Here is an 18,535-nt window from a genome sequence, read left to right as displayed (position 1 = left end):
CCCGCATGAAGATTCCCTGCCAAGGCCTCCTCTTCGACAACGACGGCGTCCTGGTCGACTCCGACGCGGGCGTCGACCAGGCATGGAGCCGGTGGGCCCGGGAACGCGGCCTGCCCGCCGAGGAGGTCACCGCGATGGTGCACGGGCGGCGCTCCGCCGACACCGTCGCGCTGCTCGTCGACGATCCGGCCGAGCGGCCCGCGGCGCTCGCCGAGATCGACCGCCTGGAAATCGAGGCCGCCGCCCTCACGACCGCACTGCCCGGCGCCCTCGACCTCCTCACGGCCCTGCCGCAAGGGAGTTGGGCCATCGTGACCTCCGGCGTCACCGCACTCGCCCGGGCCCGCCTCACCGCCGCCGGCCTGCCGCTGCCACTCGTACTCATCACCGCGGACGACGTCACCCACGGCAAACCGGCCCCGGACGGCTACCGGGCGGCGGCCGAGAAGCTCGGGATCGACCCGGCGACAGCCGTCGTGTTCGAGGACAGCGTCGCGGGCGCGACCGCGGGGGCCACGGCGGGGGCGTACGTCATTGGCGTCGGCCCGCGCGGCCTGGACACGGACGTCTCCGTCGTCGTGCCCGACCTGCGAGGGCTGACCTGGCAGGACGGCGTCCTGGACCTAACCGCTGCGCGACTGTTGCGGTCCTGACGCCTACCGGGGTGGGGGAGGGTTCCTTTCCCCAGCCCCGCCCCTTCCCGAAACTGGGGGCTGCGCCCCCAGGCCCCCCGCCAGGGGGTGGGGGGCGACACTGCGTGTCGCGGCTGCGGGTGCGTGGTGGCTGGTCGCGCAGTTCCCCGCGCCCCTGAAAAGCAAAAGCCTGCGGCTCCCCGCGCCCCGAGGAGCCAGCGCCCCGGGGAAGCCCGTACCCCCAACGACCCGCGGTTTCCCTCCGGCGGGAGGGGTCGTGGGCCGGTGCGTCGTATGCCCGTCGCTTAGCTTCGGTCTCGGAGGACCAGGGCCTTGTACCAGGCCAGGGTCGTATGCCCGCCCTGCGACGGGCTGACGCACCGGCCCACGACCCCGACCCACCCAGGGGCGCGGGGAACGGCGCGACCAGCCACCCACACACCCGCAGCCAAAAGCGCTCAGTGCGGGTCCGCTGGAGCGAACTCCGTGCCGCAAGGCCCCGCCCCCTCGCTCTCCCGCAGCGGAACCGGATCACCGCTCATCGTCAGCGTGCGGTAGTGGCTCCCGATGCACTCGGCCGACCGCCCCACGTAGTGGGCGATGAACGACCGGCGGAACCGGTCAGCGGAGCGATTCGGCTGCGAGCCGTGCACCAGCGTGCCGTTGAAGAACAGGACGTCACCCGGCGACATGTCGACCGGCACGGCGGCGAGGCCGGCCGGCGGCGGTACGTACTCCCGCGCGAACGACAGTCCTTCGTCGGCCTCCTCCGGGCAGAACAGGTCCATCTTGTGCGTGCCGGGAACGACCTCAAGGCCGCCGTTCTCGCGGTCGATCACATCGCAGGCGATCCACGCGGCCACGCAGGTGCCCGGATCGACACGGAGATAGAAGTTGTCCTGGTGCAGGGCCTGGCCCCGGGCGCCCGGCGGTTTGAAGTAGAACATGCTCTGGGCGGCGAGAACCTCCTCGCCGAAGAGGGGCTCCAAGACGCCGCGCAGCCGCGGTTCGAGGAGGAAACGCAGCGCCAGGTCGTTGATGCGGTGCGGGTGCATCACGCGGGGGTAGCGGTGCAGCGGATCGGCGGGCCCCAGGGTCTCCGAGACGCGCGGCTCGAAGTGGCCGGGCACCGGACCGGCGGCGTGCAGGGCCATGAACTCCGCGTTCAGCTCGGCGATCTCGTCCCGGCCGAACAGTCCGCGCAGCACCGTGAAGCCGTCCTCCTCGAACTGCCGGTGGCCGGCCTCGGGCAGGATGGGCTCATGGAAGGCGCCGATGTCCGTGACTGTCATGCGTTCACCCTTTCCGGCTCAGGCTCCGTCCATCCCACGCTAGGCCGCCGCGTCTTTCGGGAGGATGCCCGTGAACGCTGAGGGATTGCCCGAGCCTGCTGCCCCGGCCCCGCCGCCGGGTCTTGTCACCGTCGGCCGCTTCGACGAGCGGCCCGGCTACAACGTCAACCGGCCGCGTGGCGCGGACAGTTGGCTGTTCACCTGGACCACGGGCGGGCACGGACGGCTGAGCCAGGGCGCCGTCGAAACGCGGGCGGGCGCGGGTGACCTGGTGGTCCTCGGACCGGACGTTCCCCATCGGTACGCGGTCGCGCCGGGCGCGCGGCACTGGGCGTTCTGGTGGGTGCACTGCCAGGCCAGGCCGTCGTGGGCGGGCTGGCTGCGGCCGTACGCACGCGGGGACCGGCTGTACGTGGTGCCGCCGGCTCCGGGCGGCGTGCACGAACGCGTGGAGTCGGCGTTCCGGCGGATGCTGGCCGACGCGCGGTGGACGGGTCAGGGCGCACCGCCCGGCCGGACGGCCGCGCCGGGCGCCGCAGCGGCCGGTCAGATCGCCGTCGCCCATGGAGCCGCGGCCCGCGAACTGGCCCTGTGCTCCCTGGAGTCGATCGTGCTGCTCACGGCCGCCACCGCGCGCCCGGAGCCGCAGCGGTCCGGCATCGACGTACGGATCCGCCGGGCCGAGGCGCTGATCGCGGCGGACCCGGGCGCGCCACACACCGTGGAGTCGCTGGCCGCGGGCGTGTCGCTGTCGCCCTCCCGGTTCGCGCACCTGTTCAGTCAGCAGCTCGGCCAGTCCCCGATGCGGGCCCTGCTCGCCGCACGACTGCTGCACGCCGCCCGGCTGTTGGAGGCCACCGACCTGCCGGTGGAACGGGTGGCGGCGGCCTCCGGCTTCACCAGCCCGTTCCACTTCAACCGCGTCTTCAGACAGCGTTATGGGACGCCTCCCGGTGCGTATCGGGCCGGACTCCGCGCCCCGTAGAACATCCGACGTCTGCCCTTCCTGGACGGCAAATCGGCACATACTTCAGGTAACTTCGAGAAATGAAATTCGAATCACCTTGCGACGAACTCTCGTTGACGTTTTGACCGCTCCAACTACTCGGGTAGAAGCGGGCCTTGAGTGGTTTCGCTTGTACCGGGACGGCGTGCTGTGCAAGGGTGCGTTTGGTGGTGTGTGGTAATTCCATACCGGGCGGTATGTACTGATTTCGGCAGGGTCTTCGGAGGAAAGTGCACGTGAGCGACGCGACGGACGAGCAACTGCTGGCGCGACACTGGGCAGCGGTCCACTCGTACGCGCGACTGTGCACCAGTAGTACGCAGTACGCCGGAATGCTCACCACCGCCGCATTCACACGGGCGTTCGGTGAATACGAACGGCGGACGGGATCGACTGTGGCGTGGCTGCCGCGGCTGCTGGTCACCGTGCGCGGTATCGCGGCCGAATGGGACGCGGACCACCGGCGATCCCAGCTCCATCCCGATCTCCACTCCGGCCCCGAGGACGGAGACCGCGCCACGGCACGGCTTCTTCCGCCGGAGAACCGGCGCCTGGTGTCCCGCGCGTTTCAGGAGCTGCCGGAGCCCGCCCGCTGCATTCTGTGGCACGCGGAAGTCGAGGCGGAGGACCTCGCGATACCGGCCGAACTGCTCGGCCTGACCGCCGCCGAGGCTCCCGCACAGCTGGAGCGGGCGCGTGACCTCTTGCGTGCGGGCACTCTCGAGGCGCACAGCGAACTCGCCCCCCGGGAGGAGTGCCGTCGCTACAACCGACTGCTGGACGCCTCGCTCCGGCGCGGCAGCGATACCTGCCGCGACCTGCTGCGGCACATGAACAAATGCGGGTACTGCCGGTACGCGGCCGACCAGCTGGACCAGTCCGGCGGTCGGCTGCCGGTGCTGCTGGCCGAGGCGGTGCTCGGCTGGGGAGCGCGGCCCTATCTCGACTCCCGGCCCGGCCGCCGTGCCCGTTTCGAGGAAGCGCAGGCGGGCCCCGTCGTGGCCCGGGCACCCACGGGCCCACTCCTGGAGGAGCCGCCGCCGGGCCCGGTCGTGGCCGTGACCTCGGGCGAATCCTGGACCGCCGAGCCCGCGGGCGCCTACCACCACGAGGCACAAGCCTCCCCGTACCCCGACGACCCCACCGAGCAGCACTTCGGCCTTCCTCCCACGGAGCCCCACCCCGCGGAGCCTCACTCCCTCGAGCCCAGAAGACGCTCGCGCGGCCGGAGAACCCTCGCCCTGGCCGCGCTCGCCGTGAGCGCGGGCGTCGCCGTATCGCTCGCCCTGTGGGCCGGCGACAGGGACGACACTCGGCCTCCCTCCGACGCGGGAACGGGGACGGTGTCCAGGACACCCGGTTCCCAGGCGCCCGGTGCCGATCCGTCCAGAGCCGGCTCGGACGACTCGCCGTCCGGCACCGTGAGCGGCAGACTGCGCAATGCCGGGAACGATCTGTGCGTCGGCATCGCCGGCAGCAAGGCGGTCAAGGACGCGGAGGCCGTGCTCACCACCTGCACCTCCTCGGCCCGGCAGCAGTGGTCGTACGAGAGCAATGGCCTCCTCCGCAGCCTCGACGTCCCCGAGCTGTGCCTCGACTCCCGCCTCGCCTCCTCGGTCCGGCTGGGCAAGTGCGAGGGCCGGACCAAGAAAGACACCAAGAACGTGCGGTACGACCTCACCCTCGACGACAGCCTGGTGCCGCTCGCACGCACGGAACTGGCCCTGACACCCGCCGCACCGGAAGGCAAGACGGACCTCGTCCTCAAAACCCGGGACGACAGCGAAATCCAGCACTGGCAGTTCGACACCTCGGTGGACTCGCTCCAGATGGAGTGGATCAACGCGTACACGGACGGCGACTCGCCGGAGCCGACGCGCAGCGCGCGGCCCACCCCCGGCCGCACACCGTCTCCGACGCCAACGCCCACGCCCACGCCGTCCGAGTCGACCCCCACGCCCGACCCTGACCAGCCCTGCTACGGCTACTTCTGCCCGAACGACGGTTCCGACGACAGGTACGACGGCGGAGGCGACGGCGGGTACGGCTTCGGAGGCGGCGGATACGGCTTCGGAGGCTACGGAGGCGCGGACGGCCGACGATGACCCGAAAGGCACCGCCGGAGGACGTCAGTCCTCGTCCAGCGTCAGCTCCGCCCAGATCGTCTTCCCCTCGGGCGTGTACCGGCTGCCCCACCGCTGGGTGAGCTGGGCGACCAGGAGCAGTCCGCGACCGCCCTCGTCGAAGGTCTTGGCGCGACGCAGATGCGGAGCCGTGTGGTTGGCGTCCGACACCTCGCAGATCAGCGTGTCGGCATCGTGGATGAGGCGCAGCCGGATGGGGCGCTCGCCGTACCGGATGGCGTTGGTGACGAGTTCGCTCACCACGAGTTCCGTCGTGAACGCCGCCTCGTCCAGGTCCCAGGTGCCCAGCTGATGGACGACCTGCTTGCGGACAGGAGCCACGAGGGCGGGGTCGGCCGGGATGTCCCAGGTCGCCACCTGAGAGGCCGGAAGTCCGCGAGTACGGGCGAGGAGCAGGGCCACGTCGTCGGCAACGCCGGTCGGCGGGAGCAGCGACTGGAGGACGTGGTGGCAGGTGTCGTCCAGGGAGCTCGAAGGGCGGGCCAGCGCCTGGCACAGCATCCGGTGGCTGATGTCGATGTCCCGGTCGCGGCTCTCGACCAGGCCGTCGGTGTAGAGGGCGAGCACGGTCCCTTCGGTGAGCGTGAGCTCGATGGACTCGAACGGCAGCCCGCCCAGGCCCAGAGGCGGCCCGGGCGGTACGTGGATCTCCTGGGGCGGGCCCTCCGGCGGCAGCATCACCGGGGGCGGATGCCCGGCCCGCGCGAGGGTGCAACGGCGACTGATCGGGTCGTACACCGCGTACAGGCAGGTGGCGCCGACCTCGCCCGTCGTGTCGTCGCCGCCCGCCTCGGTGGACAGCTTGAGGACCAGGTCGTCGAGGTGGGTCAGCAGCTCGTCCGGAGCCAGGTCGATGTCGGCGAGCGTGCGGACGGCGGTCCGCAGGCGCCCCATCGTGGCCGACGCCTGGACGCCGTGGCCGACGACGTCCCCGACGACCAGGGCGGCCCGCATGCCCGACAGCGGGATCACGTCGAACCAGTCGCCGCCGACCCCGGCCTGGGCCGCGGGCAGATAGCGGGAGGCCGCTTCGAGGGCGGCCGTGCGCGGCAGCGTCCGGGGCAGCAGGCTGCGCTGCAGGGCGAGCGCGGTCGCGCGTTCGCGGGTGTAGCGGCGGGCGTTGTCGATGCAGACGGCCGCCCTGGCCGCGATCTCCTCGGCCAGCAGGACGTCGTCGGGGGTGAAGGGCTCGGCCCGCCGGAACCGGGTCAGGACGACGACGCCCAGGGGCGCGCCGCGGGCCTGCATCGGGACCGACATCGTCGAGTGGATGCCGTACTCCTTGACACGCTCGAAGCGCGGCCGGTCCCAGGCGAGCCACTCCGACAGCGTGGACGCGAGGTCCGAGGCCACGATGGGCCGGCCCGCCAGCAGGGAGTCGGCCTGCGGCGAGGATGCCGGGTAGACGTCGACCTGGCCCGGCTTGACCACCGCCTCCGGGTTGCCCGGATTCACTGACCGGTGGGCGGCACGGCGCAGGCTGACGGGGGCGGACAGCCGCCCGGAGGACAGTTCGCCGTTCCGGCCCTCCACATCGATCAGGTCGACGCTGACGAAGTCGGCGAGCGCGGGCACGCACACGTCGGCCAGTTCCTGCGCTGTGCGTCTGACGTCGAGGGTGGAGCCGATACGGATGCTCGCCTCGTTGACGAGCTGCAGGCGCTCCCGGGCCAGGTGCTGCTCGGTGAAGTCGTGGGCGGTCAGACAGACGCCGCGCACCCTGCCCTCGGGGTCCGTGAGCGGCGCGATACGGGCCAGCCAGGCGTGCGGCTCCCGCTCACCGCCCATCCTCATGTACGTCTGCACATCCTCGGGCTGCCCGGACAGCAGCACCCGGATCAGATGCCGTTCGAGGTCCTCGTTCTGCGGCCTACCGCCGATCTCGGGGAGCCGCAGTCCACGGATCCGTTCCTCCGGGAGGCCGATCGCGATGGCCATCGCCTCATTGATCCGGCGCAGCCGCAGCCGCTCGTCGTAGATCGCCGTGGCGCAGGGGGACTGCTCCAGGAGCGCGGTCGTCAGGGGATCGCCGTCGGGCAGCGGGTCCCTGCCGTCGAGGGGTGCGACGAGGAGCCAGTCGCTGCGGTCGCCGCGCTCGGGCCGTCGCCGGTGCGCGAGCAGCCATACGTTCCGGGGGCGGCCGTCCTGATGGCGCAGCGCGAGCTCTCCGCTCCAGCGAGTGCTCGTCGACTCGGGCCCCGCGGCCTCGCCGCCCGGGGCCAGCAGATCCGCGGCGGGCCGACCGAGGACATCGGCCGGGGCATGGCCGAGCAGGCGCCGGGCGCCCTCGCTCCACTCGACGATGATGCCGTCCGCGTCGAGGACAGCCCGTGCCGTGGCGGTCTCGTCGAAGGGGTAGTCCGGACCGTCGGGCGGCGGTGTGTCGTCGTGGCTCCTCATCGTCGCCACACTCCATTGCGTCCCTTGCGGACACTGACAGTGATCAGCTGCGTCACTTGAGTCCCAGGGTAGTCCGTGGAGGGGGTCTGCACACCGCCTGGAGCACACCGGCACCGCCCGTCGTTCGCGGGCCCGTCCGTCACCGGGGGTTTCCGGCCGATGTGACGCGACGGACAGAGCAAGCCTGTCGGAGTCTTGACGGTCCGGAGTGTCGGACCGTCAGAATCTGTTTGGTCGCGAGCAGTTGTGAGGTTTTCTGAGCTGTCGACGATGAGAAAACCCGTCATGACGGTGACGCCCAGCGGATCAGCCGTCTGGAGGCCCCGCCTCGCTGATCGCGCGGGCTTCCTGACGTTCCTCGACCTCCTCATCGGGATGGGCCTCGCGGTACTCCTCGGCCGTCGGCTTCGCCACCTGCGCTCCGGTGCCGTACAGACCGCGGGAGAGGAGGGCCCGCAGCCGCCGCTTCGAGCCGTTCGGGCTCGGCACGCCGTTCGCGTCGCGTGCCGGGCCCGCATCGAGCGGCCTGGGCTGCTCGTGCTGGGTCAGCGTGTGCAACTCGGCGGGGGAGAGCGGCTGGTGCACCTCGACGAACTCGCCGTGCGGCAGGCGCTTGATCACGCCGGTCTCGCGACCGTGCAACACCAGCTCGCGGTCCCGGCGTTGCAGCCCCAGACAGATGCGCCGGGTGACGACGAAGACCAGGACGGGGACGACGAGCACCGCGATCCGGGCCGCCCAGGTGACTGTGTTGATCGACAGGTGGAAGAGGGTGGCCACGATGTCGTTGCCGCCGGCCGCGAACAGGATCAGATAGAGGCTGATCCAGGCCGTGCCGATGGAAGTACGGATCGGTCGGTTGCGCGGACGGTCCAGTAGATGGTGCTCGCGCTTGTCGCCGGTGACCCAGGACTCCAGGAACGGGTACACGCCGATGAAGATCAGAAGCAGGGGGAAGGTGACGATCGGGATCAGCACGCCCATGACCAGCGTATGACCCGCCACGTTGATCTCCCAGCCCGGCATGATGCGCACCAGCCCCTCCGCGAAGCCCAGGTACCAGTCCGGCTGGGCTCCCGTGGACACCTGGTCGGCGCGGTAAGGGCCGTACGACCAGACCGGGTTGATCGTCGCGATCGCCGCGATCAGCGTGATCACCCCGAACACCAGGAAGAAGAAGCCGCCCGCCTTCGCCATGTACACCGGCATGAACGGCGCGCCCACGACGTTCCGTTCGGTCTTCCCTGGCCCCGGGAACTGGGTGTGCTTGTGGTAGAAGACCAGGATCAGATGGGCCACCACCAGGGCCGCCATGATGCCGGGGATCACCAGGACGTGCAGCGAGTAGAAGCGGGCGACGACGTCGTCACCGGGGAACTCGCCGCCGAACGTGAAGAACGACAGATACGTCCCGACGATCGGCACCGACAACAGCGCGCCGTCCACGAACCGCATCCCGGTGCCCGACAGCAGATCGTCCGGCAGGGAGTAGCCGAAGAGCCCCTCGAAGATGCCGAGGAACAGCAGCGTCCAGCCGAACAGCCAGTTGATCTCACGGGGTTTGCGGAACGAGCCGGTGAAGAAGTGCCGCATCATGTGCATGAGCATCCCGGCGATGAAGATCAGCGCGGCCCAGTGATGGATCTGCCGGATCAGCAGACCGCCCCGTACGTCGAAGCTGATGTCCAGCGTCGAGGCGTACGCCTCCGACATCCGCACGCCCTTCAGCGGGACGTAACTGCCGTGGTACGTCACCTCGTTCATCGACGGATGGAAGAACAGCGTCAGATAGACGCCCGTGAGGATCAGTACGACGAAGCTCCACAGGCAGATCTCCCCGAGCAGGAACGACCAGTGGTCCGGGAAGACCTTGCGCAGATACTTCCTGCCGAGGCTGTGGATGCCAAGGCGGCCGTCGAACCAGTCGGCCACGCGCTGACCCGAGGACGCTTCGTCAGCCGCGGGACGGCGCGAGGGCGCCTTCTCGTACGTGGTCATTTCAGGACCTCGTCGGTCGCCGTCCCCGGTACCGGACTTCTGGACATGCCTGCCTCCCGTAGTGCGCCTCACTACTGCGAGGGCTGCGGGGGCCCGGAATGTGACATCCGGCGGGGGAGAGTGACGTACGTCTCAGCACGTACGGGTCCGGGGTGCCGTTGCACCACTCGCCGGTACCGCCACGCACATCACTTGACCTGCGAATATTTACGAGTAAGTACCCGCGCGGTACCGTGGAGGGCATGCCAGCTCTCAACGTGGAATTCAGCGAGCGCGAGCTCGAGGATCTGCGACAGATCGCCAAGGAGCGCGGTACGTCGATGAAGGCCCTGGTACGCGAGGCGGCGGCGGCCGACATCGTGCGGCACCGCGCGTTGCAGGAAGGCGCGGACGTTTTCCGCCGGTTCTTCGCGGCGCACGCCGATGAGTTCGCCGCCGCCTTCCCCGAGGACGAACCAGCCGCCAAGGGCGAAGGGCGGGCTGCCTGACCCATGGCCGCCCCCGTCATCCATATCGACGTTCCGTGGCTGCTCCAGCGCCACGAAGAGGTCCTGCCCGACCAGCCCACGGTGAACGACTTCTCCGTGCTCGTGGCCGCAGTGGCCCGGCACCGCGTGGATCCGCCGCGGCTCGGCGTGGACTCGGACCCGGCCTGGCGCGCCGCCGCGCTGCTGCACACCCTGGCCCTGCTCAAGCCTCTGCCGTCCGCCAACGCCCGCTTCGCCTGTGCGACGGCGGTCTCGTACATGTTCGTCAGCGGCGTCGGCATCGACCCGCCCTACGGGGCCCTCGTCGACCTCGCGCGCGACCTGATGTCCGGCAAGGCGGACGTCTTCGGTGCGGCCGACCGCCTGCGCTCCTGGCAGATCTGAAGGCGTACGCCTGCCGGCAGTTCGATTTTGAAAACCGTTGCACAGCAGGGCAGGGCGGCTTGACGGACCGACCTTGACTTTCCTTCAGAGGTCGGATGTTGCGCAAGTCGCGTGAGTGGCTTGTTGGCTGTGTGGGATTTGTGCAAGGGTGAACTTCCCCGTACATGGTTAAGGGCCGGGTCTGATTCGATGCTCGAGTTTTAGTTCTGCCGGTTTTGCTCAAAAGGCGGGCGGCCGACGGCTCGACCGGACCACCCCTCCGGCCGCTTTCCATGCGCCAAGCCAGAAAGGTATGCACCAACCAGGAGCACCTTTCGGCGGTCAGAACTTCTGTGTGCCACCTTGTGCCTTGGAAGGACCCCGCTCAGTGCACACCCCCCACCCGCCCCGTCCTACATATCCCCCGCGCCCCGGCCTCGCCGTCGTTCCCACTCCCGGGGGTGCCACCGCTCCCGGGGAGTCGGACGAGAGCCTCGCCGCTCTCCTGCGGGCGCAGCCGGAGGGCGAACTCGCCCAGTCCGTCGCGCTGTTGATGGCACGGCACTGGCAGCCCGCGTACGACTACGCGGTCATCTGCCTGGCCACCTCGGCGAGCGTCGCCTCGATGGTCACCGCGGCCGCCTTCCAGCAGGTCCTCGACCGCCTCAAACGCGCCGAGTCCGCCGCCGCACTGCGCCCCCACCTCCTGGTGACCGTGCGGGACACGGTCCGGGCCTGGTCCGCCGCGGATCGCATATCCGGCGTTCTGCCGGAACTCCGGAAACCTGCCGGAGGCCGTGGCATGCGCGCCACGAAGTCGATGACGCCGGAAAATCGCAAGCTCGCCGAACGTTCTTTCCAGGCCCTCCCGGGACTCGCCCAGTGCGTGCTGTGGCACACAGAGGTGGAGGCAGAACACATATCCGTACCAGCTGGTCTGTTGGGTATGGATCCCGACACCGCGTCGGCCGCTCTGGACCAGGCACGGGAGCAATTCCGCCAGGGCTGCGTACGGGCCCACCGCGAACTCGCGCCGAACAAGGACTGCCGCTACTACAACCGTCTCCTGGACGTCCCGATTCGGCGCGGCGGCACCTTGCTCCCCGATGTCCAGCAGCATCTGCTGGAGTGCCGCTTCTGCCGTTACGCGGCCGAACAGCTCAGCCATTTCGAGGGCGGCCGGGGCGGTCTCGGCGTGCTGCTCGCCGAATCGGTGCTCGGCTGGGGAGCCCGCCGCTATCTCGACTCACGTCCGGGGCGGGGCCAGTCCGCAGGGCGGCCCAGCCGTTCCGGCGGTAGACGGCAGGGCGGCGGCGGCCGTCATCGCGGGCGCGTGCTGCCCCAGTTCTCCTCCGGGGGCGGGGGCCGAAGGGCCGCGCCGGGCCCGGGAAACTCGAAGGCCATGCTCACCGGCATAGGCGTGGTCTCCGGGGCGCTGCTGGCGACCGTACTGATCACCACCCTGTGGCCGCAGGACGACGGCGGTGACCCCTCCGCCTCCGGCACCCCTGGCCCCGGCCAGAGCGCGACTCCGGGCCCCCAGGCGCCGCCCGCCGGGTCGACGTCCCCGCCGCCCGCACTTCCCACGCCCCCCGTGCAGACCCGGCTGCGCAATCTCGCCGCGGATCTCTGCCTGGACATCAAGGGGGGCAAGGCGCAGTCCGGTGCCTCGCTCAAGCTGGAGGCGTGCTCCTCCGCCGAGACCCAGGAGTGGTCCTACGAGGAGGACGGACTGCTGCGCAGTGTCGCGAACTCCGACCTGTGCGTGGACTCCCACGTGGACGCCGGCGTGGTGGTCCTGGGCAGCTGCGCCTCCGCGGGCTCCAAGCGGGGCGACGACGTCCGCTACGACCTCACCGTCCAGGGCGAGTTGCTGCCGCGCTGGCAGGAGGACCTCGCGGTCGCCCCCGCCGCCAAGGACGAGGACTCGGACGTGGTCGTCAAGATCCGCGACAGGTCGGACGAGCAGCGCTGGCGCACGGACGGCAGCACGTCCTCGGCGAGCCCGGAGTCCTTGTCGGTGGCGAAACCGGTGAGCGACTCGGACTGAGGGTTGCGCCCGGCCGGGTGCCTCAGGCCGTCCGGCCGCCGGCCAACGCCGGTCAGTTCTCGGTCTGTTCGTCGCGAGGCGTGTCCTCCGGCTCGGCTTCGTGGGTCGCGGCGTCCTCGGCGTCCGGCCCCTGGGCCCTCACTCGCTGGACGTGTTCCAGGGAGTCCCTCAGTTCCGTGAGCCAGTCGTCCGCGTGGCGTTCGACGAGGCGTACGCACCAGGCGAGTGCGTCGCTGCGGCTGCGGGCGACACCGGCGGCGATCAGGGTGTCCAGAACCTGCCGCTGGGGCTGCCGGAGCCGGGTCATGACGGGGGCGGCGACATGGGTGAACAGTGCGCGCTCGCCCCCGCACTCCACGCCCCACGAGACCTTCTTGCGGAAGCGGTGCTCGGCCTCGCGGGCCACCGCGACCCGGTCGTCGCGGGTGCGCTCCCGGAACTCCTGGATACGGGACTCGACGGCCGCCTCCTTCTCGGCGTCCGAGACGCCTTCGGCGAGCCGGGGCTCGGCTATGCGACCGATGACGGTGATCTCCTCGCGGTCGACCGTCACCTCACTGAGGCTCTCGAAGAGATCGTCGGGCAACCGGCCGGCGAACCAGCCGCGCAATTTCTCGTGCTGCTCGGTTGTAATCATGTAATGAGCCTTACTCCGCTGCACAGTGAAGGCAAGGGTTCCGCTTCCGCTGGAAGCGGAATGTTTCCGGCCTATTGCTGAGCGGTGCGAATCCGGCCAGGACGCCTCTTCCGCACCACGACACCCGCTCAGTTGCGGTCTCGGCGCGCTCAAATTCCGTAACTTCACGCCACTGATTCAACACGCAACGTTACTGAAACGCGTGGGGTGGATGTGTGTTTCCGGCACGGACTCGGCAGACTCGCGCTCGCCGGTCCGACACTCGGAACCGGCACCCGAACGTTCCGGAACGCAAACGATCTGGAATGCCACCCAAGCGGAAGGATGCACACAATGCCGAACACCGCGCGCTGGGCAGCGACCCTCACCCTGACGGCCACCGCCGTCTGCGGCCCCCTCGCCGGAGCCGCCCACGCCGCCCCCGAGCCTGCCCCGTCCACCCTCTACGCCCCCTCGGCCCTCGTGCTCACCGTGGGTCGAGGTGAGAACGCGACCACTGCCGCCCCGGACCGCGCGGTCACCCTGACCTGTGCGCCCGCCGCCTCGGGCACGCACCCGGGTGCTGCCCGCGCCTGCGCCGAACTGCGCGCGTCCGGCGGGGACTTCGACGCCCTGGCCGGCAGAGGCGATGGTATGTGCACTCGCGAGTACCGACCCGTGGTCGTCACGGTCGACGGCGTCTGGCAGGGCCGCCGCGTCTCCTACGAGCGCACCTTCCCGAACGAGTGCGTGAAGAACAACTCCCACGGGAGAGCCGTCTTCACGTTCTGAGAGACCGGGATCGCCGCGGCGCCCGCGAACCTCGACCCGGGGCCCGTAGCTGGGGAGTGCGGCCCTGTCGCGGACGCCGCGCGATCTCACCCGGGGGCCGGCAGGGACGGAGTGGGGCCGTCCTGCCGGCCCCCGGCATTCACGGCCTAAAACGTTTTCAGAGATCAACGCAGGTCGGGGCGCAAGCCGCCTCAAGTCCCAACGGCCAGCTGTGTCAGAAGTGTTGACCCCGTCTTGGAAACGTTTTAATTTCTCCGCACCCCGACAGCCAGAGGTGAGGAGGCTCCGTGGCCGCGGTGTTGCGGGAGCGCACGGGCAAGGAGGCGGTGAGCCCTTCTCGCCGTCGTCCGCCTGAAGCGCGTACGAAGCGAAAAGGCTTACACGCCCGCAGAAGCCGGACCTTGTTCCTGCTGATGCTGCCCGGGCTCGTGTACTTCCTTGTGTTCCACTACGGCGCGCTGGTGGGCAACGTCATCGCGTTCAAGGACTACGTGCCCTTCGACGGCATCTGGGGCAGCCCGTGGGTCGGCCCGGAGAACTTCCAGCGGATGTTCCAGGACACCGCGTTCTGGGACGCGGTCCTCAACACCCTCTGGATCGCGGTCCTGCAGATCGTCTTCTACTTCCCCGTCCCGCTCGCGCTCGCCCTGCTCCTGCACACCCTCACCTGGAGCACCGTCCGGCGTTTCGTGCAGTCCGTGGCGTATCTGCCGCACTTCATCTCATGGGTGATCGTCGTCGCCCTGTTCCAGCAGGTCCTCGGCGACACCGGCCTGGTGAACAGCTACCTCGGCGACGCCGGACTGAGCACCGTCGACATCATCGGCAACCCGGACGCCTTCAAACCGCTCACCGTCGCCCAGGTCATCTGGAAGGACGCCGGCTGGGGCACGATCATCTTCCTCGCCGCGCTCTCCCAGGTCGACGAGCAGCAGTACGAGGCCGCCGCCATCGACGGCGCCGGACCCTGGCGGCGCTTCTGGCACGTCACGTTGCCCGCGATCCGCCCGGTGATCGTCCTGCTGCTCATCATGCGGCTCGGCGACATCCTCTCCGTCGGCTTCGAGCAGATGCTGCTGCAGCGCGACGCGGTCGGCCCCGAAGCGGCCGAGATCATCGACACGTTCGTCTACTACCAGGGCATCGTCGGCGGCGACTACGGATTCGCCGCGGCGGCGGGCCTGTTCAAGGGCGTCATCGGCGCCCTGCTCGTCTACGCGGCCAACAAGGTCGCCCACCGCCTCGGCGAACAGGGGGTCTACAAGTGAGCGCCCATGTCCGGCCCGGCTGGATGGAGAAGCCGAAGCCGCTCACCCAGGCCGCCAAGGCGGTGGCCCTCGCAGCCGTCGTCCTGCTGGTGTGCGTCCCCTTCCTGGTCATCGTGTCGACCTCGCTGGCCTCGCAGCGCGAGGTGGTCGAGGGCGGCGGATGGGTGCTGTGGCCGCAGGAGCCGACTCTCAAGGCGTACCAGGACATCCTCGACGGCGGCATCGTCACCCACGCCCTCGGCGTGAGCGCGGGAGTGACCGTCGTCGGCACCCTGCTCAGCCTCGCCTGCACGGTGACCCTCGCCTACGCCCTGTCCCGCCCCGGCGTCTTCGGCGGCAAACCCGTACTGCTGCTGGTGCTGTTCACCTTCCTCTTCCCGCCGGGCATGATCCCCAGCTTCCTGGTGGTCAAGGAGCTCGGCCTGCTCGACTCGTACTCCTCGCTGGTCCTGCCGGTGCTGGTGAACGTCTTCAACCTGGTCGTCCTGCGCGGCTTCTTCCAGGGCATCCCCGAGGAGTTGTACGAGGCCGCACGCCTCGACGGGGCGGGGGACTGGCGCGTGCTGTGGTCGGTCGTGCTTCCGCTGTCGAAGGCGGCACTCGCGGTCGTCGGCCTGTTCTACGCGGTGGCGTACTGGAACTCCTGGTTCTACGCCTCCCTCTACCTGGAGAGCGACCACTGGCCGCTCCAGCAGGTGCTGCGTACCTATGTGGTGGCCGGTACGGACCTCACCGACACCGCCACGAGCGAGGGCACGGTCAATGCTCCGCAGACCGTGCAGATGGCGGTGTTGGTGATCGCCACCGTGCCGATTCTGCTCGTCTACCCCTTCCTGCAGAAGTACTTCACGAAGGGTGTGCTCACCGGCGCGATCAAGAGTTGAGCGCTTCGCTGGTGCGGCGCTCGCCTGCCGTATTTCGGCTGCGGGTCCGCCGTGGCTGGTCGCGCCCGCGCGGCGGAGCCGCAAATCGATACAGCCCCGCGCCCCTACGGGGCGCCCCCCACTGCACCTGACTCCACCGGTTCACCTAGCTGGGAGAGAACACCTATGTCCGGAACCCCTCTGTCCCGCCGTGCCCTGATGCGCACCGCTGCCGTGGGCAGTCTCGCGCTCGCCGCTCCGGCCGCCCTGACCGCCTGCTCCACGGAGTCCGGCGATGACGGGGTCTCCAACGCGGGCAAGAAGCTGGCGCCCTGGCCCACGTTCAAGGCCTTCGCAGGGCCCAAGCCAGACCTCGCGCCGACCGCGGAAGGAGTCCAGCCCGGCTACATCTCCTACCCCGCCGACCTGGCGACATCGGTCTCCCGCACCCCCGGGGACGGCTCCACAATCAAGGTGATGACCATCAGCTTCGGCGTGCCCCCGAAGGGGCGGGGGGAGAACCGGTTCTGGCAGGCCGTGGAGAAGGCCCTCGGCGTGAAGATCGAGTACACGATCATCTCGCAGCCCGACTACCAGAAGAAGATGGCCACGGTGATGGCCGGCGACCCGGGTGAACTCCCGGACATCATCAACGTCTTCTCCGGATTCGTGCTGCCGCGCGAGGCCCAGTTCGTGCAGCGTCGCGCCGAGGACCTCACACCTTTCCTCTCCGGGGACGCGGTCGCGGACTACCCGAACCTGGCGAACATCCCCACCCACGCCTGGCGCGACATGGGCCGCATCGGCGGCCGCATCTACGGCATCCCCCTGGAACGCCCGCTGCCCGGCTCCACGCTCTGGCTCAACCAGGAGTCCTTCGGGGCCGCCGGGATGAGCGAAGGCTGGACGGACCAGGACTTCGCGGCGGTCGCCAAGAAGGGCACGGGCGGGAAGAAGTACGCCCTCGGGGCGGCGGAAGGGTCCGTGTTCGGTGACGGTTTCCACTCCGCGGCGCACGGCGTCCACGCACGGGGCTGGTCGGTGGGCAAGGACGGTACGTTCGTGCCGTCCGCGGCCGACGAGCGCTACAAGCAGATGCTCGACTTCCAGCTCCGGCTGCGCAAGGCGGGCTCCTACCACCCCGACGCGACCTCGAGCGCACAGCCCGAGATGATCGACCTCTACTACAACGGGACGGTCGGCTCCATACAGGACGGTTTCGGCGGCTACCTCCCCAAGTTCCTTGAGAAAGGCCGGGAGTTCACACCCGCGCCGGCCCTTCCGTACAGCGCGGGCGGGGAGCCCGGGGGCATCGTCGGGGCACGTCGCTCGTTCGGCTACACCATCGTCAAGAAGGCGAAGAAGGAGCGTATCCAGCTGCTGCTGCGCGTACTCGACTATCTCGCGGCGCCGTTCGGCAGCAAGGAGTGGGAACTCGTCCACTACGGCCTGGAAGGCACCCACTTCACCCGGGCCAAGGACGGCTCGCCCGAGCCCAACGACCTCGGCCAGGTCGAGAACAACACCAACCTGCCGCTGAAGTACCTCGCCGAAGGACCCCAGGTGCTGTTCGTGCCCGGCATGCCCGACGCGGTGAAGGCCCTGCACGCCTGGCAGGTGAAGACCGTCCCGCACGCCATCCGCAATGCCTCGTACGGACTCCAGTCCCGGACGTTCACCTCCCAGGGCACCACCCTCGAAACGCTCCTCAAGGACACCGCCACCGGGATCATCGCCGGACGCACGCCGCTGTCCGAGTGGGACGCGGCGGTCAAGACCTGGCGTCAGCGAGGTGGCGACAGAATGGCCGAGGAATTCGCCGAGGACTACGCCGCCAACACATGAGGCGGCAGGTGGAATGGACCGGCAGGTGGAATGGACCGGCAGGTCACGGGCGAAGTGAACCAGAGGAACGGGGAACGACATGGCGGCAAAGGGGCGGGTCACGATCCGCGAGGTGGCCGAACGGGCGGGCGTGTCCGTGGCCACGGTCTCGCGGGTGCTCAGCGGCAACTACCCGGTCCCGTCGGCCACCCGCACCCGGGTGATGCGCGCGGCCCGCGAGCTCGACTACGTCGCCAACGCGCACGCCCGCGCCCTGGTCGGCGGCGGCCGCAAGATGGTCGCCGTCGTACTGCGCCAGGTCACCAGCCCCTTCTACGCGCAGGTCGCCGAGGGTGTCGAGGCGGAGGCGGCCGAGCGCGGCTGGGTCTGCGTGTTCGGTGCCACCGCGGGGGATCCGCAGCGGGAGATGGACTTCGTGCAGCTCATGCGCGAAGAGGGGGCCCGGCTGGTGATCCTGGTCGGCGGGGTCGTCGAGGACGACGCCTACCGGGAGCGCGTCGCGCACTACGCGCACGCCCTCGACTCCTCCGGAGCGAGGCTCGTGCTGTGCGGGCGGCCCGCGCCCGACCCCGACATCCCCGCGCTGGTCGTCGAGTTCGACAACGAGGCCGGGGCCCGTGCCATCACCGGCCATCTGCTCTCCGCGGGCCACCGCCGCATCGCCTTCCTCGGCGGACTGCCCGGCAACACGGCCCTCGACGCGCGCGTCGCCGGATACCGCGCCGCGCTCGCCGAGCACGGCGCGACCCGCGTACTGACCGCCGACGCTCCTGAGTTC

General features: G+C 70.0%; 15 protein-coding genes. 11 read left to right on the top strand and 4 right to left on the bottom strand.

Features of this window, described 5'->3' with window-relative positions; genetic code table 11:
- The first annotated feature begins 5 nt into the window (after window positions 1-5).
- The gene (locus IEZ21_RS41650; protein WP_189327024.1) at window positions 6-653 is read left to right on the top strand and encodes an HAD-IA family hydrolase; all 648 of its coding nucleotides are present in this window, start codon (window positions 6-8) and stop codon (window positions 651-653) included.
- A 437-nt stretch (window positions 654-1,090) separates the two neighbouring features.
- Here the strand turns inward: IEZ21_RS41650 and IEZ21_RS41645 are convergent, their stop codons facing one another.
- Window positions 1,091-1,924 (bottom strand): phytanoyl-CoA dioxygenase family protein, encoded by an 834-nt coding sequence (locus IEZ21_RS41645; RefSeq protein WP_189327023.1) that lies wholly within the window; start codon window positions 1,922-1,924, stop codon window positions 1,091-1,093.
- Window positions 1,925-1,988: 64 nt separating this feature from the next.
- Here IEZ21_RS41645 and IEZ21_RS41640 point away from each other — a divergent pair, with 64 nt between their 5' ends.
- Complete coding sequence (locus IEZ21_RS41640; RefSeq protein ID WP_189327022.1) at window positions 1,989-2,909, top strand: helix-turn-helix domain-containing protein; 921 nt, start codon at window positions 1,989-1,991, stop codon at window positions 2,907-2,909.
- Between the two features lie 257 nt (window positions 2,910-3,166).
- Entirely contained in the window at window positions 3,167-5,035 is a 1,869-nt protein-coding gene (locus tag IEZ21_RS41635; RefSeq protein ID WP_189327021.1) for a ricin-type beta-trefoil lectin domain protein, read from the top strand.
- Between the two features lie 24 nt (window positions 5,036-5,059).
- Here the strand turns inward: IEZ21_RS41635 and IEZ21_RS41630 are convergent, their stop codons facing one another.
- Together IEZ21_RS41630 and qcrB are read right to left on the bottom strand one after the other, a co-directional pair.
- Entirely contained in the window at window positions 5,060-7,474 is a 2,415-nt protein-coding gene (locus tag IEZ21_RS41630; protein ID WP_189327020.1) for a SpoIIE family protein phosphatase, read from the bottom strand.
- 306 nt (window positions 7,475-7,780) lie between these two features.
- Window positions 7,781-9,472 carry a cytochrome bc1 complex cytochrome b subunit gene (qcrB, locus tag IEZ21_RS41625; RefSeq protein ID WP_189327019.1) on the bottom strand — a complete coding sequence of 564 codons (1,692 nt, stop codon included), beginning with the start codon at window positions 9,470-9,472 and terminating at the stop codon, window positions 7,781-7,783.
- 242 nt (window positions 9,473-9,714) lie between these two features.
- On the opposite strand from qcrB, the gene IEZ21_RS41620 reads away from it, so the two are divergent.
- The 3 genes from IEZ21_RS41620 (at window position 9,715) to IEZ21_RS41610 (ending at window position 12,373) form a co-directional block, all read left to right on the top strand.
- On the top strand, window positions 9,715-9,960 hold the full coding sequence (locus IEZ21_RS41620; RefSeq protein ID WP_189327018.1) for a hypothetical protein: 246 nt from the start codon (window positions 9,715-9,717) through the stop codon (window positions 9,958-9,960).
- 3 nt (window positions 9,961-9,963) lie between these two features.
- Window positions 9,964-10,344, top strand: a complete 381-nt coding sequence (locus IEZ21_RS41615; RefSeq protein ID WP_033318999.1) for a hypothetical protein — start codon at window positions 9,964-9,966, stop codon at window positions 10,342-10,344.
- 367 nt (window positions 10,345-10,711) lie between these two features.
- Complete coding sequence (locus IEZ21_RS41610) at window positions 10,712-12,373, top strand: RICIN domain-containing protein (RefSeq protein WP_246568739.1); 1,662 nt, start codon at window positions 10,712-10,714, stop codon at window positions 12,371-12,373.
- Window positions 12,374-12,425: 52 nt separating this feature from the next.
- Here the strand turns inward: IEZ21_RS41610 and abmR are convergent, their stop codons facing one another.
- Window positions 12,426-13,010: an ATP-binding transcription factor AbmR gene (gene abmR / locus IEZ21_RS41605; RefSeq protein ID WP_189327016.1), complete on the bottom strand. Its 585-nt coding sequence runs from the start codon at window positions 13,008-13,010 to the stop codon at window positions 12,426-12,428.
- Between the two features lie 333 nt (window positions 13,011-13,343).
- Between abmR and IEZ21_RS41600 the strand changes: the two genes are divergently transcribed.
- The 5 genes from IEZ21_RS41600 to IEZ21_RS48165 all read left to right on the top strand — a co-directional run.
- A complete protein-coding gene (locus IEZ21_RS41600; protein WP_189327015.1) occupies window positions 13,344-13,781 on the top strand; it encodes a protease inhibitor in 438 nt (145 codons plus the stop codon).
- A 413-nt stretch (window positions 13,782-14,194) separates the two neighbouring features.
- Window positions 14,195-15,049 (top strand): ABC transporter permease, encoded by an 855-nt coding sequence (locus IEZ21_RS41595; protein ID WP_189327054.1) that lies wholly within the window; start codon window positions 14,195-14,197, stop codon window positions 15,047-15,049.
- Complete coding sequence (locus IEZ21_RS41590; RefSeq protein ID WP_189327014.1) at window positions 15,046-15,933, top strand: carbohydrate ABC transporter permease; 888 nt, start codon at window positions 15,046-15,048, stop codon at window positions 15,931-15,933. Before IEZ21_RS41595 ends, IEZ21_RS41590 begins: the two co-directional genes overlap by 4 nt.
- A gap of 165 nt (window positions 15,934-16,098) precedes the next feature.
- Window positions 16,099-17,757, top strand: coding sequence for a type 2 periplasmic-binding domain-containing protein (locus tag IEZ21_RS41585; RefSeq protein ID WP_189327013.1), 1,659 nt, complete (start codon window positions 16,099-16,101; stop codon window positions 17,755-17,757).
- Window positions 17,758-17,836: 79 nt separating this feature from the next.
- A partial coding sequence (locus IEZ21_RS48165) for a LacI family DNA-binding transcriptional regulator (RefSeq protein WP_246568737.1) occupies window positions 17,837-18,535 on the top strand: 699 nt, incomplete at its 3' end.

It is taken from the genome of Streptomyces flaveus (genome assembly GCF_014647675.1).
Classification (GTDB): Bacteria; Actinomycetota; Actinomycetes; order Streptomycetales; family Streptomycetaceae; genus Streptomyces; species Streptomyces flaveus.
The sequence above is the reverse complement of the archived record's forward strand: the minus strand, read 5'-3'. Positions and strand labels throughout refer to the sequence as shown.

Bases quoted from the DNA above. Each gene is read 5' to 3' on its own strand.
- qcrB (WP_189327019.1), bottom strand. From the start codon at position 9,472: ATGACCACGTACGAGAAGGCGCCCTCGCGCCGTCCCGCGGCTGACGAA.
- IEZ21_RS41640 (WP_189327022.1), top strand. From the start codon at position 1,989: ATGCCCGTGAACGCTGAGGGATTGCCCGAGCCTGCTGCCCCGGCCCCG.
- IEZ21_RS41650 (WP_189327024.1), top strand. From the start codon at position 6: ATGAAGATTCCCTGCCAAGGCCTCCTCTTCGACAACGACGGCGTCCTG.
- IEZ21_RS41615 (WP_033318999.1), top strand. From the start codon at position 9,964: ATGGCCGCCCCCGTCATCCATATCGACGTTCCGTGGCTGCTCCAGCGC.
- IEZ21_RS41630 (WP_189327020.1), bottom strand. From the start codon at position 7,474: ATGAGGAGCCACGACGACACACCGCCGCCCGACGGTCCGGACTACCCC.
- abmR (WP_189327016.1), bottom strand. From the start codon at position 13,010: ATGATTACAACCGAGCAGCACGAGAAATTGCGCGGCTGGTTCGCCGGC.
- IEZ21_RS41600 (WP_189327015.1), top strand. From the start codon at position 13,344: ATGCCGAACACCGCGCGCTGGGCAGCGACCCTCACCCTGACGGCCACC.
- IEZ21_RS41620 (WP_189327018.1), top strand. From the start codon at position 9,715: ATGCCAGCTCTCAACGTGGAATTCAGCGAGCGCGAGCTCGAGGATCTG.
- IEZ21_RS41585 (WP_189327013.1), top strand. From the start codon at position 16,099: ATGTCCGGAACCCCTCTGTCCCGCCGTGCCCTGATGCGCACCGCTGCC.
- IEZ21_RS41595 (WP_189327054.1), top strand. From the start codon at position 14,195: ATGCTGCCCGGGCTCGTGTACTTCCTTGTGTTCCACTACGGCGCGCTG.
- IEZ21_RS41645 (WP_189327023.1), bottom strand. From the start codon at position 1,924: ATGACAGTCACGGACATCGGCGCCTTCCATGAGCCCATCCTGCCCGAG.